This is a genomic window from Brucella tritici (genome assembly GCF_902825325.1).
GTDB lineage: Bacteria > Pseudomonadota > Alphaproteobacteria > Rhizobiales > Rhizobiaceae > Brucella.
Map to the genome: position 1 here is coordinate 87,543 of NZ_CADEAR010000009.1, position 21,108 is coordinate 108,650.

Genomic DNA, 21,108 nt, shown 5'->3' on the forward strand with positions numbered 1-21,108 from the left:
TGGAGGGCAAAAAACTTTGTTTAGGGGCACACTTTAACGCAAGAAATCTAGCCCGAGAAGGCCAACCGCAAGCGCTGTGTTGAGTGAAATGATCATCATCCCATAGATGATGGCGGTTCTTGTAATATCGTTCATTTCCTACCTCCTTGAACCGGAGCGGCCCCCCACCCGGTTCGAAGCCTCGTGAAACTGTAACGAAATGTAACAAGCTGTTACGGGAAGCGCAACCCCGTTTTACGCAAATGTGAACGACTGAAATCTGGCGTGAGATACTGGGCAGATTCTACATCGAGAAGGATATTTGGCTCAAAATGGTGATAAATTACTGATTTTATCGCACATTCACCGCAATGTGACGCCGTTCCGACTAGCAATGTTTAGCTCAGCGCGACATAGGATAGTCGGTTCTTTCATATCCGTTGTTTCGGAACATTACCGTGAATCGCATCATTCCCCTTGTGTTGGCTATAGCTCTGTTCATGGAACAGATGGATTCGAACGTGATCTCGACGTCGCTTCCCGCTATCGCTGCTGACATCGGCACAAGCCCTATAGCACTCAAGCTGGCGTTGACGGCCTACCTTGTTGCGCTCGCGGTTTTCATACCGGTAAGCGGTTGGATGGCGGATCGCTTCGGTGCCAAAAATGTCTTCCGGGCGGCGATCGCGGTATTCGTGGTTGGCTCTGTTGCCTGCGCAGCATCGAACTCATTGGCCGCTTTTGTTGTTGCACGGTTTTTGCAGGGCATGGGCGGTGCGATGATGACGCCAGTTGGTCGTCTTGTGCTTATTCGTTCGACCCCGCGCAGTGAACTCGTGTCAGCTATGGCTTGGCTGACGATCCCCGCGATGGTCGGCCCTCTGGTCGGCCCACCGGTTGGCGGCTTCATCACCACCTTTTTGACTTGGCACTGGATTTTCCTGATTAACGTGCCGATTGGCTTCGTCGGCATCTGGTTCGCGACACGGTTTCTGCCCGACACAGACGAGCGTATCGTAAAGCGCCTTGATTGGACGGGCTTCTTTCTTTCAGGGATCGCAATGTCGGGCGTTGTGTTCGGACTGTCGGTCGTCAGCCTGCCAGCTTTGCCACCTGCGGTTGGCTTTACAACTCTTGCAATCGGCATTGTCTGTACTGTTCTCTATCTTCACCATGCGAAGAGAGTTGATGATCCTCTGCTGAATCTTAAGCTTTTCGATAATCAGGTATTTCGTTCTGCCGTTATCGGCGGAAGTATCTTCCGGTTTGGGATTGGCGCGATCCCATTTCTGCTGCCTTTGATGTTCCAGCTTGGTTTCGGCCTGACGCCGTTTCAGTCCGGTATGATGACTTTCGTTTCGGCGATTGGCGCTATCAGCATGAAATTCGGAGCAAAGCGTATTTTTGTCCGTGTCGGCTTCCGGCGCGCTCTGATGGCAGGGTCTCTGATTTCAGCCTGTTTCATTGCCATTAATGGTTTGTTCACACCGACAACACCCTACTGGATCATCATCGGTTTTCTGCTGGTAGGAGGCTTTGCACGTTCATTGTTCTTCACTGGTGTCAACGCGCTGGCTTTCGCCGAAATACCGGATGAAAAGACAAGTCAGGCGACGCCTATCACCGCCGTTGCCCAACAGGTTTCCATTGCTATTGGTGTGGCACTGGCAGGTGGTATTCTAGAAATCAGTACGTCGCTGCGCGGGGCTCCTCTAGAATTGGTGGACTTCCACATCGGATTCTTTGTGGTTGCTGCCGTTTCAGCCCTGGCGTTCCTTTGGTTCGCTCGGCTCGCACCGGATGCTGGCAAGGAACTTGCCGCACCGACTGTCGTTAAACATCACAGCAAAGAACGCGCAACCGTAGAAGCTGCGAGCACCTCCGCCGGAAAATAAGCCTTAGCCCTTGAAGTCGCGGGCAAGCAGATAAAGCTCGACGGATTCGGCGCGGGATGCCGGCGGCTTTACATGATGCACGGAGCGAAATTTCTGCTTGAGTAGTGCCAGGAGTTCGTTTTCCGTGCCACCCTGGAATGTCTTGGTGAGAAAATGCCCGCCCGGCTTCAGAACCGAAATGGCAAAATCAGCAGCGACTTCGCAGAGATGCACTGTACGCAGGTGGTCAGTACGGCGGTGCCCGGTGGTTGGTGCAGCCATATCTGAAATGACGAGATCTGGCTTGTCGCCGAGCGCGTCCATCAGCTTTTGCGGGGCCTCATCATCAAGGAAATCCATTTCCAGCAGCACAACTCCGGGCAGGGGATCGACATGTAGATAGTCGATGCCCACGACATGCGGGTTCTCGTCGGTTGAACCTACGATCTTGGCGGCGATCTGCGACCAGCCACCCGGCGCAGCGCCGAGATCGATGATTTTCTGACCCTTCTTGAGCAGATCATAACGATCATTGATTTCAATGAGCTTATAGGCTGCTCGCGAACGATACCCATCCTGCTTGGATTTATGAACATAGGGGTCGTTCAAGTGACGCTGAAGCCAGCGGCGCGATGATTCCTTGATCGTGCCGGCCTTCTTCTTCACGCGCACCTGCAGATTGCTGGAACCCGCACCACCGCGACCGCCAGTTTTTACTCCGCCTTTGTTTCCGCTTGCCTTGCTCATTATCAGTGCCTGTTTCTAGCGCCTGTCGCGCGATTGTGTCGCCATGCGCCATCGCGCGACATCAGTTCGGTCAAAATGCCTTCACGCAGACCACGATCGGCAACAAGTAGTTTCTCACTGGGCCATATTTTGCGTATCGCATCAAGAATAGCACAGCCTGCCAATACCAGATCGGCGCGGTCTGCGCCAATGCATGGGTTCGCTACACGGGCGTCAAAATCCCACGATAGAAGACGGTTGGTCATCTGCGTCACGTCGTCGGCACCCATCCACATACCATCAACCCGACGACGATCGTAACGATCGAGACCAAGGTGAATTCCCGCCAGTGTGGTCACCGTTCCCGATGTGCCCAGCAAGTGGAAACGCGGACTTGCCGCAAGATTTCCAAGACACTGACGCTCAGCAAATTGCGCAAGCAGATCGGTTACATGGGAAACCATGGAATCGAAGCTTTCCTGCGTGACGTTACGTCCGCCGAACCGTTCCGCCAGTGTCACAACACCGACCGGGAGAGATGTCCAGGCCATTATATGTTCTGCCAGGCGTGGAGAACGGCGACGGGAAACATCAATCAGCGCGATTTCAGAAGAGCCGCCGCCAATATCGAACAGCACGACGGCATCCGTCTCGCGGGTAACCAGCGTGCCGCAGCCTGAGACAGCAAGCCGGGCTTCCGTCTGCCGGTCTACGATCTCCAGTTCAAGTCCAGTTTCAGCCAGAACCCGTTCCAAAAACGCTTCGCCATTCGAGGCTGAGCGGCAGGCTTCGGTGGCTATCAGCCGCGAACGCCGGATTTTTTTGCCTGCAAGTTTGTCACGGCAAATCTTCAGCGCTTCGACGGCACGATCCATCGCATTGTCGCTAAGTCGGCCGGTAGCACTCAAGCCCTCTCCCAATCGTACGATACGTGAAAACGCATCCACAACGCGGAATTGGCCGGGTCTCGTCGGCGACGCAACCAGCAGGCGGCAATTATTTGTGCCAAGATCCAAGGCAGCATAAAGCGGAGCATCGCCCTTTTCGGGGTGCGCGCCGTTAACGGCCCTCAATGTTTGGCCATTGCTATCCTTACGCTTGTTTTGAGCCGAAGCATGCGGGTTATCCCCACGTGCACCGTTGTGCTGAGCCTTTGCTGTTATCTCGACTACCGGAGGCGTCTGTCCACCTTGCTGCCGTGCCTGCTTCTTCTTGCGAGCACGACGACGGCGATTCGAGATTTTACCGGGAGATCGCTGTTGGTTGTTTTCTGCCTCAGTTGCTGTGGGCTTTTGTGCAGAAGATTCGACGACAGGTACGGACTTGCCACGCCGACGCCGACGCGCCCGTTTACGCTGGCTCTGCGAGTTCGTGCCTTCGGTCTCGTCCTGTGATTTTGAGCGTCCTGAATCGGATGCACTACGGGCATTACCGATATCTATAACGGCTTTTTTGCGCGGTCTGCGCTTGCCGTTATCGGACGGATTCCGGGCTTGCGAGTTGCCCGATTGTCCGCCGGACGCCCCTTGGTGCACCATTTCGGCGGTGCGCTCGTCGGGGTTCTTCAAGGTTCTTGTCCTTATGGCGCCGCGCGAACCTGTCAGGACGCAAGCAAGGCGCTTCAATTTCTACGTTGTGCATAATGTAACAGTGGTTTTCTGTTTTACCAAGGGGCAGGCTGTGGGGAGCCGCCGGAAATTTTTGAATGCACGTATGAAATTTGAGGCAACGGCGCGCCCGGGGGCTTTCGCTGGTGGCGAAAGCCCTTACTGAGTCGATATATCTAGGCCTAGATGTCGTAAGTATGGGCAGCGTTGATTGTCGCAACGAATTGTTTGGTGCGCTCTTGCTTGGGCTTTGTGAAAATCTCGTGTGCAGTTCCGGTTTCGACGATACTGCCCGACTCGAGAAAGACGACATTTTTTGCAATCTTGGATGCAAGCCGTAGGTCATGCGTAGCAATCACCATGGTCGTGCCTTCCTTGGCGAGCTTGCTCAAAACATCAACGACTTCAGATGCAAGCTCGGGATCAAGTGCCGAGGTGGGCTCATCGCACAAGAGCACACGCGGTGACGGAGCCAGTGCACGTGCAATTGCGATACGCTGTTGCTGTCCGCCAGAGAGCGTTGAAGGCCAAGCATCTGCTTTATGCGCCATGCCCACTTTGGTAAGCAGCTCCATCGCACGTTCTTTTGCTTTGTCTTTTGGCCATTTTAGAACCGTAACAAGGCCTTCCATCACATTCTGGATAGCTGTCTGATGAGGAAAGAGCTGGAAGTTCTGAAACACCATGCCCGTCTGACGGCGGATTGACTGGATCGCTTGCCAGCTCGGCTTGCGGTCAGGTTCGAAGCTCAGGCTCTGACCACCCAGAATAAGAGTGCCCGACGTCGGAATCTCAAGCAGGTTTATGCACCGCAACAACGTGCTCTTGCCGCCACCGGATGGACCAACCAGTGCTGTCACTGTGCCTTCTGCTATCGCAACATTGATATCGTTGAGAATAACAGCGTCGTCAAAGCGCTTTACGATGTGTCGAAGCTCGATCATGCGTTTGTCTCCAGTGTGCCGCCATAGCGTCCGAAGCGCCGTTCAAGCCGCACTTGCAGGGCGGAAAGAACGGAACTCATCACCAGATAGATCAGGGCTGCTTCGATGTAGAGGATGAGAGGTTCGTAAGTGGTCGCGACGATACGTTGTGCCGACTGGAAAAGTTCAGGCACTGTGATCGCGGCAGCGAGCGATGTGTCCTTTACCAGAGAAATAAAGGAATTAGAGAGCGGCGGCACCGCAGTCCGGGTTGCCTGAGGCAGGACTGTGCGTGCAAGCGCCTGACGCCAGCTCATACCGATGGAGTATGCGGCTTCCCATTGACCTTTCGGAACGGCGGATATGACAGCCCGGATAATCTCAGAACTGTATGCGCCGACGCTGAGAGAGAAACCAATCACGGCTGCTGGAAATGCATCAAGATAGATGCCTGCGCTTGGCAGACCGTAAAAGATCACGAACAACTGTACGAGGAGAGGTGTGCCGCGGAATATCCAGACATAAAAGCGGGCGACGGACGAAAGCCAGAGTGGTGCAAACAATCGCACAAGTGCGGTTAGCAATCCCAATGTCAGGCCGAAAGCAAAGGACAAAAGGGTAAGGGGAATGGTGAAGATCAAACCAGCCCACAGAAGAGTGGGCAGGGATTCCAACATCAGTTGAAGCCAATCGGGCACGTTTTTCGGCTCCTCATCAATACTTGGAAGTCAGACTGAAATGAAGCTGTACGCTCTTATCTTATACAGTCTGGCATTCATGTCTTTGGAATAGTTTTTTAAAATCACAATAAAACGAAGCCGGAAGTAGCTTCCGGCTTCGCGCATGAACCCGTTACAACGCTTACTTGGAGACGTCCTGGCCGAAATATTTCTGCGAAATCTTGTCGTAGATGCCGTCAGCTTTGATTTCGTCGAGAGCCTTGTTGATGGCTGCTACGAGATCGTCGTCGCCTTTACGGACAATGATGCCCGAAGCGTCTGCATTCTCCTTCTCGGCCACAATTTTTACCGGTGCCTTCGGCTGATGCTTTTTGAAGTCGAGGAAAGAAAGGCTGTCATTGAGCGTTGCGTCGGCACGGCCCGCCAGAACGAGCTGGATTGACTGGTCGAAGCCATCGGTTGCAACGAGCTCGGCCCCAGCTTCCTTCGCAAGCTTGCCATAGTTGCTGGTCAGCGATTGCGCGGACTTCTTACCCTTGAGGTCGGCAAAATCCTTGATCGTGTCGTCCTTGTCATTGACGATCAGAACGACTTTCGAAACGATATAGGGATTGGAGAAGTTGAACTTCTTCTGGCGTTCTTCGGTAATGCCTACCTGATTGATAACAGCATCATAGCGCTTGGCATCAAGACCTGCGATGAGGCCATCCCATTTGCCTTCCACGAATTCCGGCTTTACGCCGAGCTTGGCGGCAACAGCCTCACCAATTTCCACATCGAAACCGACAAGTTTGTTTTCCTTGTCATGGTAGGTAAACGGCGCATACGTGCCTTCGGTGCCGATCTTCAAAACGCCAGCCGACTTGATGGCGTCGAGATTTTCTCCAGCCATTGCACCAGTGAAGAGGGCTGCCTGAATAATACCTGCGGTAGCGAGAATCTGAGCAAATTTCATTTTGGTATCCGTGATCTGGTTGATGTCCTATTGATCGCAGAAATTTAATTCCAATGATGCGTTGAAACCGGGTCGCAATTCCTCTCAATTGAGAGATTATTTCCAATTTTTGATAATCACATAGGATTATATTCTATCTGAAGCGTTTGTCCAGATCGGGTGTAGAAGATGCTTCCGCATATAACTGAAAGTGGCGGTCTGCGATAACGAGTTTGAAAACGAAAAAGCCGCCCAAGTGGCGGCGTTCTCTTCTCAAAAATGCCGGATTACTCCGGCTTGCCGTACCCACCGCCAGTCGGAGTGATGACGGTGAAGGCTTCGCCTACCTGCAGAACGGTCTGGTCGCAATTGCCTAGCACATCCACTGAACCGTCCTTGCGGCGGACTTCGTTACGACCGGTCTGACCGGCTTCGCCGCCGTCGAGGCCAAAGGGGGGCACACGGCGATGGCCAGAAAGAATGGCAAATTCGAGTGTCTTCAGCGCGCGGATAGTACGCTTGGTCCCATCGCCCGCATGCCACTTGCCCTTTCCGCCGGAGTCCTTTCGAATATGGAAGTCTTCCAGCAAGACGGGGAACCGGGTTTCCAGAATTTCCGGGTCGGTCAGGCGCGAATTGGTCATGTGGGTGTGCACAGCATCGGCACCGTTGAAACCGGGGCCGGCGGGCGCGCCGGAACAGATGGTTTCGTAATACTGATATTCATCATTGCCGAAAGTCAGATTGTTCATCGTGCCCTGCGCTGCGGCCATCGCCTTGGTCGCGCCAAACAGGCAGTTGGTGACGGCTTGACTGACCTCAACATTGCCTGCCACGACCGCCGCCGGATATTGCGGCGAGAGCATGGAGCCTTCCGGCACAACGATTTTGATCGGCCGTAGACAGCCCGCATTCATCGGAATGTCGCCTTCGACCAGCACGCGGAAGACATAGAGCACGGCCGCGCGGGTGACGGGTTCCGGCGCGTTGAAGTTGTCAGAACGCTGTTCTGACGTGCCGGTGAAATCGACCGTCGCTTTGCGCTTTTCCTTATCGATGGTGACACGCACCTCGATCTGGCAGCCCTGGTCCATCTCATAGGTAAAGTGACCGTCCGGCAGCTTGTCGAGCACGCGGCGTACGCTTTCGGCGGCATTGTCCTGAACGTGGCCCATATAGGCTTTCACGACATCCTCGCCGAAAAGACCGATCATCTTTTTCAGTTCGGCAACGCCCTTTTCGTTGGCGGCGATCTGCGCCTTCAGATCGTTGACGTTCTGCGTCAGGTTGCGGACGGGGTAGGTGGCGCCAGTCAGCAAAGCGGCGAGCGCCTCTTCGCGGAAGGTGCCACGATCCACCAGTTTGAAGTTGTCGATATAGACGCCTTCCTGCTCAATGTTGACCGCAAGCGGCGACATGGAACCCGGCGCTATGCCGCCAATGTCCGCATGGTGGCCACGGCTTGCGACCCAGAATCGGATTTCGCGATTCTTGTCATCGAAAACTGGCGTGCAGACGGTGAGGTCGGGAAGATGGGTGCCGCCATTGTATGGTGCGTTAATGAGGAACACATCGCCCGGCTTAATGTCGCTGTTTTCGCGGATGGCAGTGGCGACGGATGCATCCATGGAACCCAGATGCACCGGCATATGCGGCGCATTGGCGACGAGATTGCCGGCAGCGTCGAAAACCGCGCAGGAAAAGTCGAGACGTTCCTTGATGTTCACCGAATAGGCGGTGTTCTGAAGCGTCACGCCCATCTGCTCGGCAATAGACATGAAAAGATTGTTGAAAATCTCCAGCATGACCGGATCGGCTTCGGTGCCAATGGCCGTGCGCGCAGGCAGCGCCTTGATGCGCGTCAGCACCACATGGTCATGGGCGGTCAGGCGAGCTTGCCAGCCATCTTCGATGACGATGGTCTGGTTCTTTTCGATGATGATCGCCGGGCCGGTGACGGTCTGGCCGCGCTGCATCTGCTCGCGCAAGACGACGCCCGCATCGTGCAACGTGCCTTGCGAGAAGAAGCGGGTCCGCTTGGCGGTTGCAGCTTCCAGATCGCTGTCGAGCGATTGGGCGCTTTCGGTCTCGCCTGCGCCACCGCCTACGGCTTCAACTTCCACGGCATCGATAACGAGAGCTTTGTTCTCCGCAATGAAGCCAAAGCGACGCTTATGGGCCGCCTCGAACTCGGCGCGAAGACGGTTGGCATTGTCCTCAGCGGGGAAAGTGGCTTCAATGGAGAGCACCGTGTCGGTGCCCGCATAACGGATATGCGCGCGCAGATGACGCTGTACGGCTGCGACCTCGATACCCTGGGTCAGAAGTTCGGCAATGCATTCCTGCGCCAGTTCTTCGCCGAGTTTCTTCAGGGCTGTAGGCGCTGCTGGATCAAGCGCGACGCCGAGCGCCTTTTGACGTGTGGCGCGAATATCGGCCAGACCCATGCCATAGGCCGAAAGCAGGCCGGACATCGGATGAAGGAGAATATTCTTCATGCCAAGCGCATCGGCCACGAGGCAGGCGTGCTGGCCGCCTGCACCGCCAAAACAGTTGAGCGCATAGCGCGTCACGTCATAGCCGCGCTGGACGGAAATTTTCTTGATAGCCTCGACCATATTGGCAACCGCAATGCGGATGAAGCCGTCGGCAACTGCTTCCGGCGAACGACCATCGCCAATCTCAGCTGCGAGCGCGGTGAAGAGTTCACGCACCCGTTCCACATCAAGCGGCTGGTTCTGTTCGGGGCCAAAGATCGCCGGGAAAAATTCCGGCAACAGCTTGCCCAGCATGACATTGGCGTCGGTGACGGCGAGCGGTCCACCATTGCGGTAGCAGGCCGGACCGGGATTGGCGCCGGCCGAATCCGGGCCGACGCGAAAACGTCCGGCATCGTAATGCAGGATAGAGCCGCCGCCTGCTGCAACCGTGTGGATCAGCATCATTGGTGCGCGTACGCGAACGCCGGCCACTTCAGTTTCGAAGGCACGTTCATATTCACCATCGAAATGCGCGACGTCTGTGGAGGTGCCGCCCATGTCAAAGCCGATGACTTTCGGGAAGCCAGCCGTTTCGCCGGTACGGGCGAGGCCGACAACGCCGCCTGCGGGGCCGGACAGGATCGCATCCTTGCCCTGAAACAGATCCGCTGCCGTGAGACCACCCGACGACATCATGAACATGACGCGCGCACCGGTGCGCTCGACATCCAGCTCATTGGAAACCTGCGCAACGTAACGGCGGAGAACCGGCGACAGATAGGCATCGACGACGGTGGTGTCGCCACGACCGACCAGCTTGATGAGCGGCGAAACCTCGTGGCTGACGGAGACTTGTTCAAAGTCGAGACCGCGCGCAATGCGAGCAATTTCAGCCTCATGCGCGGGGAACTTATAAGCATGCATGAGCGCGATGGCGATGGATTTGTAGCCCTGTTCCTTCAGTGCAACCAGTGCGGCTTCGGCCTCGGAGGGATCGAGAGCCGTTTCAACCGTGCCATCCGCCTGAACGCGCTCATTCAGTTCCACGACCTTTTCATAAAGCGCTTCCGGCTTGATAATCTCGGTGGCAAAAATGTTCTTGCGTTCCTGATAACCGATGCGCAGCGCGTCGCGGAAACCCCTGGTGATGACAAGGGCCAGCCGCTCCCCCTTGCGCTCCAGAAGCGCATTGGTGGCGACCGTTGTGCCCATGCGAACTTCGCCGATGGCACCGGCGGGAATCGGTTCACCGGAGTTCAGGCCCAGATGCAGGCGAATGCCGTGAACGGCGGCATCCTTATAGGCAGACGGGTTTTCGGAGAGAACCTTGCGTGCATGGAGCTGGCCCTGCGTATCGCGCCCGATTACGTCTGTAAACGTACCGCCGCGGTCGATCCAGAAGTCCCATACTCCGCGTCCCGTTCCGCTCATTGCCGGCTCCCTCACACAAAATTCCAGATGCATTGAGTTGTGTATTCTGAAAACACTTCTGAAATTGATAGTCACATTTTATTGACAAAATGTCGATAAGATGATGACATAAAATTCACATAAAAGCGGGAGCGTCAAAATGGGTAAAGATAAGGCTCTTGAGGAAGAGCCTAAGATCGGAGACGAGATGCAGGAGGCTGGCTTCGATGAAGTGACGCTGCCCAAGCATTTGCGCCCGGTTGCCTCAATCGGCCCTATTGTCTCGTCTGCGCATCTCGCTGAAGGCGGTTCGCCCGGCATGTCCGAGGTTGAATATGGTCTCATTCTCGCATCACACGCGTTTTCGCGCTGGATGGTTCGCTGCATGGCTGCGGCGGGATTACCTGGGCTTTCCCCCATCGAAGTGCTGATTCTCCATTCGATCCGCCACCGCGATCGCGAGAAGAAGCTTGCCGATATCTGCCTCGTTCTCGACATTGAAGACACGCATATTGCCACCTATGCCATCCGCAAGCTTGAAAATGCCGGCTTGTTGACGACGGGCAAGGCGGCAAAGGAAAAGACGGTGCAGATCACCGCCAAGGGCGCAGATGCCTGCGCGCGCTATGCGCAGATTCGCGAGCGCCTGCTGGTCGATTCCACGGCCAATGCGCGCCCATCGGAAGAAACGCTTTCCGAAGTGGCTGCCCTTTTGCGCTTCATGTCTGGTGCATTCAATCAGGCCACGCGGTCTGCCATCACACTTTAAGAGGGTTGAAAGTTTGAGCGGAACCGAGTTGAGCGAACCAGTTTCAAAACCTCTGCTGACCGTCGATGGCCTCAGTGTCGAATTTGGCGCGAGCCGTGTCGTTGACGATCTGAGCTTCTCGGTCCATCCCGGTCGTACGCTGGCTGTGGTGGGCGAATCCGGTTCGGGCAAGTCCATCACGTCGCTTTCCATCATGCGGCTTGCCGATATGAGCGGCGCGAAATTCCCGTCCGGCCGCATTCTGTTTGGCGAACGCGATCTGCTCAAGGCCGATCAGAGGACGATGCGCGGCATTCGCGGCAAGGAGATCGCCATGATCTTCCAGGAGCCGATGACGTCGCTCAATCCGGTTTTCACCATCGGCAATCAGCTATCCGAAGTTTTGATGCTGCATGAAGGCATGACCCAGCAGGCGGCGCTTGCCGAGGGGAAGCGGCTTCTGGAAATGGTGCGGCTGCCGGATGCGGAAGGGCTGCTGAAGCGCTATCCGCATCAGCTTTCCGGTGGTATGCGCCAGCGCGTCATGATCGCCATGGCGCTTGCCTGCCGCCCGAAACTGTTGATCGCCGATGAGCCGACGACTGCGCTTGATGTGACCATTCAGGCCCAGATACTGCACATTATCAGAGATTTGCAGCAAGAGCTTGAAATGGCGGTAATTTTCATCACGCACGATATGGGCGTAGTGGCGGAGATGGCCGACGATGTCGTCGTCATGTGGAAGGGCAGGAAGGTCGAGGAAGGCCCGGTCGGGCAGATTTTTTCGAAGCCGGAACATGCCTATACCAAGACGCTTCTGTCGGCAGTGCCGAAGCTTGGCAGCATGACGGGCGAAGCATTCCCCAAGCGAATGCCGGTCATGACCATGCGGGACGGTGTGCCTGTTCTGACGGGTGAGGAGCGCATTCAGGACACGGCGCGTTATGGCGATAAGCCGTTGCTTTCCGTGGACGATCTCTACGTGCGATTTCCGATCAAAAAGAACCTGTTCGGCAAGGTCACGCATGTCTGCAACGCGGTGTCGAAGGTCGCTTTCGATATTTATCCGGGTGAAACGCTGGCATTGGTCGGTGAATCCGGTTCGGGCAAATCGACCATAGGGCGCACCATCCAGCAATTGCAGACGCCGCTTTCCGGCGATATCCGCTTCAACGGTAAGGCCTATTCGGCCATGAGCGCTGCCGAGCGTTATGCCATGCGCCGCGAAGTGCAGTATATTTTCCAGGACCCGTTCGCATCGCTCGACCCGCGCAAGACGGTCGGCTTTTCCATTGCAGAACCCATCCGCACACATGGCCTTCTCGACAATGACAAGGCAATCAATGCACGTGTGGCGGAATTGCTGGAGCGGGTTGGCCTCGGCCCGGAACACGCCAAGCGTTATCCGCACGAATTTTCCGGCGGTCAGCGCCAGCGCGTCTGCATAGCGCGTGCACTTGCCTCCAAGCCGAAGCTCATCATCGCCGATGAAGCCCTGTCGGCGCTCGATGTTTCGATTCAGGCGCAGGTCATCAACCTGTTCATGGACCTGCAGAAAGAGCAGGGTCTGGCTTATCTCTTCATCAGCCATGACATGGCGGTGGTCGAAAAGATGAGCCATCGGGTCGCTGTACTTTATCTCGGCCAGATCATGGAACTCGGCTCGCGACAGCAGGTTTTCGAAACACCGTCGCATGACTACACGAAGCGACTTCTTTCGGCTGTGCCGATTGCCGATCCGTCGGCGCGCACCAACCGGCCTGCGCTGGAAGGCGAAATTCCAAGTACGACGCGTCGGATCGATGACAAGCCGCCGATCTATCACCATCGCGAGGTCGCAGCCGGGCATTTTGTGGCCGAAACCACCTGACACACAAAGTTCAACAGAAACCCAAAGGGGAAAAAACAATGATAAGGAAAACACTTAAAGCCATTCTCATGGCTTCCGCTCTCTCGGCGGCAGTGTTTGCATCTGCTCCGGCTTTCGCTGCCGGAAAGCTGACCGTTTCGTCGCCGCAGGACCCGGGCAGCTGGGATCCGATCGACACTTTCCTCGTCAACTGGGCTTCTGTCGCCACCAATATTTTCGATGGTCTCGTCTATCGCGGACCGGACCTCAAGATCGTTCCGGCACTGGCAACCTCATGGGAAGAGCTGGATAACGGCAAGCGGATCCGCTTCCATCTGCGTGAGAACGTCAAGTTCCATGACGGCGAGCCGTTCAATGCCGAAGCCGTCAAGTTCACCTTTGATCGCCTGCTCGGTGACGAGGGCGCGAAAGGCCCGCAGCGTTCCAACTATATCGCCATCGAGAAGGTGGAAGTCATCGACGACAAGACCGTCGATTTCCATCTGAAGGCACCGGATCCTGTTTTGATCACCAAGCTGGCCGGTTATGGCGGCATGATCGTTCCGCCGAAATATATTCAGGAAAAGGGCGACGATTATTTCAACACCCATCCGGTCGGCACCGGACCGTTCAAATTCGTTTCCTATGAGCCGAAGGTGAACATCAAGCTTGAAGCGTTCGCCGATCATTGGGGTGGCGCGCCGAAGCTTTCCGAACTGGAATATCGCTTCATCACCGAGCCTTCGACCGCTGTTGCCGAACTTCAGGCCGGTCGCGTCGATCTGGTCATTCCGCCGACCATTCCAATTGGAATGATCCCGACCATTCAGGGCGATCCGAAGCTGGAACTCGTCACCGCCTCGGGGCCAACAGTCTATGCCCTGCGCTTCAACACGACTGACGGCATCACCAAGGACGAGCGCGTGCGTAAGGCGCTAATTATGGCTGTGGATCGCGACGCGATCATTCAGTCCATTCTGGCAGGTCAAGCAGAGCCGATTGCAAGTTTCCAGGGTTCGCTGTCCTTCGGCTTTGACCCGAACATGAAGCCGCTGCCTTACGACCCGGAAGGCGCAAAGAAGCTGCTCGAAGAAGCGGGTGTTCAGCCCGGCGCAAACGTGCAGATCGACGTGCGTGGTCAGGATGCAAGCTTCAATGAAGTGGCGCAGGCTATCGCAAGCTTCCTGCAAATGGTCGGCGTCAATGCAACCATCAAGCCTTATGACACCAATGTTCTGCTGAACGATATCATCCCGCAGGGCAAGACCGGCGCAATGTTCCAGCAGGCCTGGGGCGGCTGGACTTTCGACTACGATAACACCGCCTATTCCATGTACCATTCCGGTGAGAAGTGGAACCCGTACGACAAGGACGAAAAGCTCGACAAGATGCTGGAAGCGCAGCGCTCGGTTATTGATCGCGGCGAACGTGAAAAGCTCCTGCAGGAAATCGCGCATTACGCTGCCGACCGCGCACTGGAAATGCCGCTCTACAACCTCAAGGCAATCTTCGGCGTCAACAAGCGCGTGAAGAACTTCGTGCCGGTTCCCGACAGCCGCCTGCGCCTGACGGACGTCACTGTCGAGTAAGCAAGAATGACAATACGGCAAGCCGGATATGACCGGCTTGCCGCAGCATTTCGGAGGCGCACTGGTGGCCGGATTTCTGATCAAACGAATTTTGCAGGCGTTGTTCGTGCTTGTCGCGATGACGCTGCTTGTCGCTTTCGCGGTCCGCCTGACAGGCGATCCGGCATTGATGCTGACGCAAGGCGCGGGCAGCATCACCGAAGCCGATCTCGCGCGCATCCGCGAAGGTCTCGGTCTCAACCAGCCCTTCTTCGTTCAATACTGGCAGTTCCTCAAAGGACTGTTCACGATGGATTTGGGGCGTAGTTTCCTCGGTGGCACGCCGGTTTCAACGCTCGTCGCTGGCGCTCTGCCTGCCACGCTGATGCTGGCCTTTGCCTCGCTGTTCGTTTCCATCGTGATTTCCGTTCCACTTGGTATCAAGGCTGCGGTGTCGCGTGGAAAATGGGCCGATCAGCTCATCCGAATCTGTTCGCTGGTTGGCCTGTCCTTTCCGAATTTCTGGCTGGCGACCATGCTGGTGCTACTGTTCGGTATTTCGCTGCAATGGCTGCCCCCAAGCGGCATGAGCGGCATTGCAAGCTTCATCATGCCAGCGCTCACCATGGGCATCATCCTGACTGCGACCAATGTCCGCCTCGTGCGCACGTCGATGCTGGAGACGCTGCAATCGCAATATATCATGGTGGCGCGCGCCAAAGGGCTGAGCGAGAACAAGGTTCTCTACAAGCATGCGCTGCGCAATTGCGCCATCCCGCTGATCACCTATCTCGGCCTTCAGTTTGGCGGACTTCTCGGCGGTATCGTCGTAGTGGAGCGCGTGTTCAACTGGCCGGGCATGGGCACTCTTGCCTTCGACGCCGTCGCCGGGCGCGACTATCCTGTCTTGCAGGCCACCATTGCGATCCTTTCCATGCTGATCATCGGCGTCAATCTTCTCGTGGACATCGCCTATGGCCTTGTCGATCCGCGTATCCGCACGGAGTAGGACCCCATGGCAACCAAGACCTCATCCGTTCTGTTTTCGCGCTTTGCGAGCCTTGAATTCGTCGCCGGCGTTGTGCTGACTGGCTGCATATGTCTGGCCGTGATTTTCTCCGGCTATCTGTTTCCGGGCGGAGCCAACAAGATTGATCTTCTGGCGCGCCTGACGCCGCCTTTCGTCAATCCGGCACATATTTTCGGCACCGATCCACTGGGCCGTGACGTGCTGGCGCGTGTCGTGACCGGTGGCAAGATTTCGCTGTTTGTCGGGTTCGTTTCGGTGATCGGTTCTGTCATCATCGGAACAATAATGGGTCTCGTCGCCGGTTATTATCGCGGCTTCTGGGACATGGCGCTGATGCGCTTTGTCGATGTACAGCTTGCCATGCCGTTTATCCTGCTCGCTATCACCGTTATGGCTATTCTGGGCGGCGGACTGTTCAACACCATCATTTTGCTGATCGTCTCGCAATGTGTGCAATATGCGCGACTGGTGCGCGGCTCGGTGCTATCGTTGCGCGAGCGCGAGTTCATCCTGTCGGCCCGTGCTATCGGCGTGAAGGACTGGCGCATCATCTTCCAGCACCTGCTGCCAAACCTGCTTGGTCCGGTCATCGTGCTGATGACGCTCAATGTCGCCAACAATATTCTGCTGGAATCGAGCCTGACCTTCCTCGGTCTCGGTGTTGATCCCACCATTCCAAGCTGGGGCGGCATGCTGGCTGATGGCCGCACCTATCTCCAGACCGCATGGTGGGTGAGCATATTCCCGGGCCTCGCCATTCTCTTCACTGTGCTTGGCCTCAATCTCCTTGGCGACTGGCTGCGTGACAGCCTCGACCCAACCGGCAGGACTTCCCGATGAGCGTGCTTTTTGAGAAAACTTATCCGCGTACCGTTCATGCGCTTGTCGAGCACTTTCTGAAACCGGAAATGCGCGGCGCGCAGGTAGAAGTCTGGCTGTTCGACGACCAGCCGAGCCGCTTTGCTGCGGAAGCGAAGCTGCGCGAGGCAGGTGTCGAGGCACGGCTGCGTTCGGCTTACAAACCGTTCCTGCATTTCTTTCTGGAAGAAGTTGATGGCTCGGCGGTAAAGTCGGCTGCGATCCGATATCCTCGTCATGATGCCTGTGTGCAGAACCGTTTCCTGCTGGAAACCTATCCCTTGTCGGCGTTGCTGCCGGAGGCGGAAGTGACTTTCGCAGCTTCGGGCAAAGACGATTTTCATTATGACGTCGATCTGGTCTTTGTGGATGGCCATAGCGAGAGCCACCGGGTTTTTGCACCGAACCGCGTGCATGTGGATTTCATCGGCGAAACGCTTGTGTCGCCAACCGGCTGGCTGACCGTCACACAGGACGGCAAGACCGAAAGCGCGCGCTATGAGACATCCTATGAAAAGCTGTTTCATGACACGGTTTCAGCCATCGCAGCCCATGACTGGAAGCGCGGCGAACCCTATTTCGATGAGTTGAACATCGCCGTCAGTCTGCCGATCACCGACCGCCGCCTGCCTTACGATGAGGAGACGCTGAGCCTCACCGAAGCCATGCACGAGGATATCTATTTCTCGTTGCTGGAAGTTTTTCAGAAAAAGTCGGGTCGTCCGGTTGGTGACCGCGGCTTGCAACCGGGCCAGATCGTGCCGGAAGTCCGTTTTCGCGATGCCGAACCGTCAGTCAAAGTGGAAACGCGGCCGCTTTTCACCGATGATGCGCTGACGGCAGAACAGGTCTTGGAGACGGCGCAAGCGCCGCTTTCCGCCGATCAGATACGCCGTGAAATCGCCAGATTGGGCGGTGAGCCATTCGACGCCAAGACCCGCTCTGGCAGAACGGTGCGCGCGACGTATCGCAAGGGCAGCGATGCCGCGATGATGATCAGCGCCGGGCAGCACGCCAATGAAACGACGGGCGTTGTCGGGGCGTTGCGCGCGGCCAACAGGCTTGCTGCGCGCGAAGGCGCGCATTTCACGATTTCCCCGCAGGAAAACCCGGACGGATACGAGATACACAAACGGCTTTGCGCACTTCAGCCGCATCACATGCATCACGCGGCGCGCTATACGGCGTTGGGCGACGATTTGGAATATCGCAATGGCGAGGGACTTTATGAAAAGGCCATTCGCGTTGAGGCGGAAAAGCGGACGGACGCAAAACTGCACGTCAACCTGCACGGTTATCCGTCGCATGAATGGACGCGCCCGCTATCCGGCTATGTCCCCCGTTCCTTTGCCATGTGGACCCTGCCGAAGGGCTTTTTCCTGATCATTCGCCATCATGCTTCCTGGGAAAGCCAAGCGGAAGAACTGATTGACCGTGTGACGAAACACCTGGCTGCGATTGATGGATTGGTCGCTTATAACAACGCTCAGATCAGGCTTTTCGAGCAACATGCAGGCGAAACCGGTTTCCGCATCATCAACGGTTTCCCGTGCCTCGTCGGGGTTGATGACCGGCACACCGTGCCGCTGACGCTGATCACCGAATATCCGGACGAGACGGTTTATGGCGATGCGTTCGTCAAAGGGCATACGGCGCAAATGGAAACCGTGATGGCATCATATGATGCTTTGCAAGCACTGTTTCCTTCGGATGCAGTTGCTTAAAGATAATAGACGCCAATACGTTTGCCACTGATGATTTCGACGGCAATCTCCATCTCATAAATGTCTGTAAGGATTTCCGGATGAATGAGTTCATCCGGACTTCCCTGATGTACCACCTTGCCGTGGCGCATGGCGACTATATGGTCGGAATAACATGATGCGAAATTGATATCGTGCAGAACCAGAACGACAGTCTTGCCAAGTTCGTCTGCAGCGCGTCGCAACAGCTTCATCATTGAAGCGGAATGCTTCATATCAAGATTGTTAAGCGGTTCGTCCAGCAGCACATAATCGGTGTCCTGGCAGAGCACCATTGCCACGAAGGCACGCTGGCGCTGTCCGCCGGAGAGCTCATCCAGAAAACGTCCACTCAGATCGCCAAGGCCAAGATAGCTGATGGCCTCTTCGACATGTTTTCGATCATCGTTGTTCGGTCGGCCTTTGGAATAGGGATAACGACCGAAGGTTACGAGATCATACACGGTCAAGCGGGAGTTAATCGCGTTTTCCTGCCGCAGTATCGAGAGCCGCTTTGCTAACACATCACCGGATGTCATTGAAACGTCGAGCCCGTCCACGGTCACGCGGCCCGTGTCCATTGGCAGGAGACGGCTCATCATCGAGAGTAGCGTCGATTTCCCCGCTCCGTTCGGTCCTATGATAGAGGTTATGCCGCAAGCTGGCAGTTTCAGGGTTACATCATCGACGACAAGTGTGCCGTTGTAGGATTTGCTTACCTGGCTGATTTCTATCAACGCGCGTGCCCCCTGACGAGAAGGATGATGAAGACAAGGCCGCCCAGAAACTCGATAATGACGCTTAGTGCGGTGTTGAACGAGAAAACACGTTCAAGAATGGTCTGTCCGCCGACTATGCAGAGGATTGCAAGCAAGATGGCTATAGGCAAGATAAACCGGTGTTTTGCCGAACCGGCAAGCATGTAAGCCAGATTAGCGACGAGAAGACCAAAAAAGGTAATAGGGCCGACCAATGCGGTAGACACGGAAACCAGCACGGTGACCACGAACAGGATCTTGCGCACGATGGGCTGATGATCGACACCCAGATTGATTGCCGGATCTCGCCCGAGAGACAGGACATCAAAAACGTATATGAAGCGCAGACCGTACAGCGAAACCGCAGCGACAATGACCACCGATATGATCAGAATGTCGCTATTGATGGTGTTGAAACTGGCGAAGAAGCGGTCTTGAAGGACAGCGAACAAATTTGGATCAAGCATCCGCTGCATCAGGTTGGAAATGCTGCGGAAAAAGACTCCGCAGACAACACCGACGAGCATCACGAGATGCAGGCTACGCGCCGCTCCCGAGAAGAGCCAGTAATAGAGCGTACCGGCAAAAACCGCCATGATGGCGGTTTCAGCTAGAAACCGAACATTTGGCCCCAGCCAGTCGATCTGAACGGCACCGAAGAAGAAGACCACCAACGTCTGGATCAGAATATAGAGTGCATCGAACCCCATGATTGATGGGGTCAGGATACGGTTGTTTGTGACGGTTTGGAACAATACTGTTGAAACAGCAACCGAATATGCAACCAATATCATGGCTGTAAGCTTGGTGCCGCGGAAGGACAGGATAAACGACCAGCTTCCCTTTGCGCCGATTGTCATGAATGCCGTCACTGCAAGCAAAGTGAGTACGCACAGCAGCGGAAGGATCAGGGTAGGACGTTTAAGCAAGGCGTGAACCTCGCCGCAACAGCAGGTAGAGGAAGATTGCACTTCCTACGACCCCCATCATGGTGCCAATAGGAATTTCGTACGGGAAACGAACCAACCGCCCGACGATGTCACATGCAAGAACAAGTCCCGCGCCGAGAACTGCCACCCATGGCACCGCGCGCCGCATATTATCACCTATGAACATGCTGACAACATTCGGGACGATAAGACCGAGAAACGGTATCATTCCGACTGTCACAACGACTGATGCGCTAACCATCGAAACAATAACTAGGCCAAGCGTAACCACGCGCCGGTAATTTAGTCCAAGATTGGTAGTGAAATCCTCACCCAGTCCCGCAACCGTGAAGCGGTCGGCGGCGATATAGGCAACAACGGTCAGGAAGAATGCAAGCCACAAGAGTTCGTAGCGTCCACGGAGAACACCGGAAAAATCTCCGGTCGTCCAGGAATTGAGCGATTGTAGGAGATCGAAGCGGTAAGCGATGAAAGTAGTTATCGCACTGACGACGCCGCCGAGCATAATGCCGACCAATGGCACCACAAGTACGGACCGCAACGGAATTGCCCGGAGAATGCGAAGGAAGAGGGCGGTTCCGGCAAGCGCGGTCAAAGAAGCAACCAGCATTTTTCCGATTACAGGCGTTTCCGGTGCAAACAATATGACCAGAAGAATGCCAAGACTGGCAGATTCCACTGTACCGGCCGTTGATGGTTCAACGAAACGGTTGCGTGTCAGCATTTGCATAATCATGCCCGAAACAGCCATGGACATGCCCGCCAAAATGATTGCAAGGGTGCGTGGAATACGGCTGATGAGCAGAATTTCGGTTGCGCGGTCGGTACTTCCGGTTCCGAAAAGTGTGCCCAGAGACACATCGCTGACACCGATAAACAGGCTGATGACAGCCAGTACGGCAACAACGGCTATGGCTGCTGCAAGTCCCTTCACGCCCATTTCCTGTTCTATTGCCTGATCGCGAATTCGGGCCATCTGTGGATGGCCCGAC

At 55.7% G+C, this 21,108-nt stretch carries 16 protein-coding genes; 7 read left to right on the plus strand and 9 right to left on the minus strand.

Annotated elements, in window-relative coordinates; translation table 11 throughout:
- Positions 1 to 437 precede the first annotated feature (437 nt).
- Positions 438 to 1,874, plus strand: a complete 1,437-nt coding sequence (locus HWX93_RS14545) for a DHA2 family efflux MFS transporter permease subunit (RefSeq protein ID WP_176037736.1) — start codon at positions 438 to 440, stop codon at positions 1,872 to 1,874.
- A 3-nt stretch (positions 1,875 to 1,877) separates the two neighbouring features.
- On the opposite strand, the gene HWX93_RS14550 is transcribed toward HWX93_RS14545, so the two are convergent.
- The 6 genes from HWX93_RS14550 to HWX93_RS14575 form a co-directional block, all read right to left on the minus strand.
- Positions 1,878 to 2,600 (minus strand): RlmE family RNA methyltransferase, encoded by a 723-nt coding sequence (locus HWX93_RS14550; RefSeq protein ID WP_109986461.1) that lies wholly within the window; start codon positions 2,598 to 2,600, stop codon positions 1,878 to 1,880.
- 2 nt (positions 2,601 to 2,602) lie between these two features.
- Positions 2,603 to 4,147, minus strand: a complete 1,545-nt coding sequence (locus HWX93_RS14555; RefSeq protein WP_176037737.1) for a Ppx/GppA phosphatase family protein — start codon at positions 4,145 to 4,147, stop codon at positions 2,603 to 2,605.
- Positions 4,148 to 4,368: 221 nt separating this feature from the next.
- Positions 4,369 to 5,130 (minus strand): amino acid ABC transporter ATP-binding protein, encoded by a 762-nt coding sequence (locus HWX93_RS14560; RefSeq protein WP_176037738.1) that lies wholly within the window; start codon positions 5,128 to 5,130, stop codon positions 4,369 to 4,371.
- The gene (locus tag HWX93_RS14565) at positions 5,127 to 5,807 is read right to left on the minus strand and encodes an ABC transporter permease subunit (protein ID WP_109986464.1); all 681 of its coding nucleotides are present in this window, start codon (positions 5,805 to 5,807) and stop codon (positions 5,127 to 5,129) included. The genes HWX93_RS14560 and HWX93_RS14565 overlap by 4 nt, the downstream gene beginning before the upstream one ends.
- Positions 5,808 to 5,970: 163 nt before the next feature.
- The gene (locus HWX93_RS14570; RefSeq protein ID WP_176037739.1) at positions 5,971 to 6,744 is read right to left on the minus strand and encodes an amino acid ABC transporter substrate-binding protein; all 774 of its coding nucleotides are present in this window, start codon (positions 6,742 to 6,744) and stop codon (positions 5,971 to 5,973) included.
- Between the two features lie 266 nt (positions 6,745 to 7,010).
- A complete protein-coding gene (locus HWX93_RS14575; RefSeq protein WP_176037740.1) occupies positions 7,011 to 10,634 on the minus strand; it encodes a hydantoinase B/oxoprolinase family protein in 3,624 nt (1,207 codons plus the stop codon).
- Positions 10,635 to 10,773: 139 nt separating this feature from the next.
- Here HWX93_RS14575 and HWX93_RS14580 point away from each other — a divergent pair, with 139 nt between their 5' ends.
- The 6 genes from HWX93_RS14580 to HWX93_RS14605 all read left to right on the plus strand — a co-directional run bounded on the left by HWX93_RS14580 (position 10,774) and on the right by HWX93_RS14605 (position 18,390).
- Positions 10,774 to 11,382: a winged helix DNA-binding protein gene (locus tag HWX93_RS14580; protein ID WP_176037741.1), complete on the plus strand. Its 609-nt coding sequence runs from the start codon at positions 10,774 to 10,776 to the stop codon at positions 11,380 to 11,382.
- Positions 11,383 to 11,395: 13 nt separating this feature from the next.
- Positions 11,396 to 13,231, plus strand: coding sequence for an ABC transporter ATP-binding protein (locus HWX93_RS14585; protein ID WP_176037742.1), 1,836 nt, complete (start codon positions 11,396 to 11,398; stop codon positions 13,229 to 13,231).
- A gap of 38 nt (positions 13,232 to 13,269) precedes the next feature.
- Positions 13,270 to 14,799 carry an ABC transporter substrate-binding protein gene (locus HWX93_RS14590; RefSeq protein WP_176037743.1) on the plus strand — a complete coding sequence of 510 codons (1,530 nt, stop codon included), beginning with the start codon at positions 13,270 to 13,272 and terminating at the stop codon, positions 14,797 to 14,799.
- A 64-nt stretch (positions 14,800 to 14,863) separates the two neighbouring features.
- Positions 14,864 to 15,787: an ABC transporter permease gene (locus HWX93_RS14595; RefSeq protein WP_109986641.1), complete on the plus strand. Its 924-nt coding sequence runs from the start codon at positions 14,864 to 14,866 to the stop codon at positions 15,785 to 15,787.
- Positions 15,788 to 15,793: 6 nt separating this feature from the next.
- On the plus strand, positions 15,794 to 16,648 hold the full coding sequence (locus HWX93_RS14600) for an ABC transporter permease (RefSeq protein WP_176037744.1): 855 nt from the start codon (positions 15,794 to 15,796) through the stop codon (positions 16,646 to 16,648).
- Positions 16,645 to 18,390, plus strand: coding sequence for a peptidase M14 (locus HWX93_RS14605; protein ID WP_176037745.1), 1,746 nt, complete (start codon positions 16,645 to 16,647; stop codon positions 18,388 to 18,390). The genes HWX93_RS14600 and HWX93_RS14605 overlap by 4 nt, the downstream gene beginning before the upstream one ends.
- Here HWX93_RS14605 and HWX93_RS14610 read toward each other — a convergent pair.
- From HWX93_RS14610 to HWX93_RS14620, 3 genes are read right to left on the minus strand one after another with little or no spacing between them, the layout of a single operon-like run.
- Positions 18,387 to 19,145 carry an ABC transporter ATP-binding protein gene (locus HWX93_RS14610; protein WP_176037746.1) on the minus strand — a complete coding sequence of 253 codons (759 nt, stop codon included), beginning with the start codon at positions 19,143 to 19,145 and terminating at the stop codon, positions 18,387 to 18,389. The two genes, HWX93_RS14605 and HWX93_RS14610, sit on opposite strands and share 4 nt — an antisense overlap.
- Positions 19,142 to 20,095 (minus strand): iron chelate uptake ABC transporter family permease subunit, encoded by a 954-nt coding sequence (locus tag HWX93_RS14615; protein ID WP_176037747.1) that lies wholly within the window; start codon positions 20,093 to 20,095, stop codon positions 19,142 to 19,144. Before HWX93_RS14615 ends, HWX93_RS14610 begins: the two co-directional genes overlap by 4 nt.
- Positions 20,088 to 21,050: an ABC transporter permease gene (locus HWX93_RS14620; protein ID WP_109986642.1), complete on the minus strand. Its 963-nt coding sequence runs from the start codon at positions 21,048 to 21,050 to the stop codon at positions 20,088 to 20,090. Before HWX93_RS14620 ends, HWX93_RS14615 begins: the two co-directional genes overlap by 8 nt.
- Positions 21,051 to 21,108 lie beyond the last annotated feature (58 nt).

Coding starts and splice junctions, on each gene's coding strand:
- HWX93_RS14560 (WP_176037738.1), bottom strand. CDS start 5,130: ATGATCGAGCTTCGACACATCGTAAAGCGCTTTGACGACGCTGTTATT.
- HWX93_RS14590 (WP_176037743.1), top strand. CDS start 13,270: ATGATAAGGAAAACACTTAAAGCCATTCTCATGGCTTCCGCTCTCTCG.
- HWX93_RS14600 (WP_176037744.1), top strand. CDS start 15,794: ATGGCAACCAAGACCTCATCCGTTCTGTTTTCGCGCTTTGCGAGCCTT.
- HWX93_RS14580 (WP_176037741.1), top strand. CDS start 10,774: ATGGGTAAAGATAAGGCTCTTGAGGAAGAGCCTAAGATCGGAGACGAG.
- HWX93_RS14575 (WP_176037740.1), bottom strand. CDS start 10,634: ATGAGCGGAACGGGACGCGGAGTATGGGACTTCTGGATCGACCGCGGC.
- HWX93_RS14605 (WP_176037745.1), top strand. CDS start 16,645: ATGAGCGTGCTTTTTGAGAAAACTTATCCGCGTACCGTTCATGCGCTT.
- HWX93_RS14550 (WP_109986461.1), bottom strand. CDS start 2,600: ATGAGCAAGGCAAGCGGAAACAAAGGCGGAGTAAAAACTGGCGGTCGC.
- HWX93_RS14570 (WP_176037739.1), bottom strand. CDS start 6,744: ATGAAATTTGCTCAGATTCTCGCTACCGCAGGTATTATTCAGGCAGCC.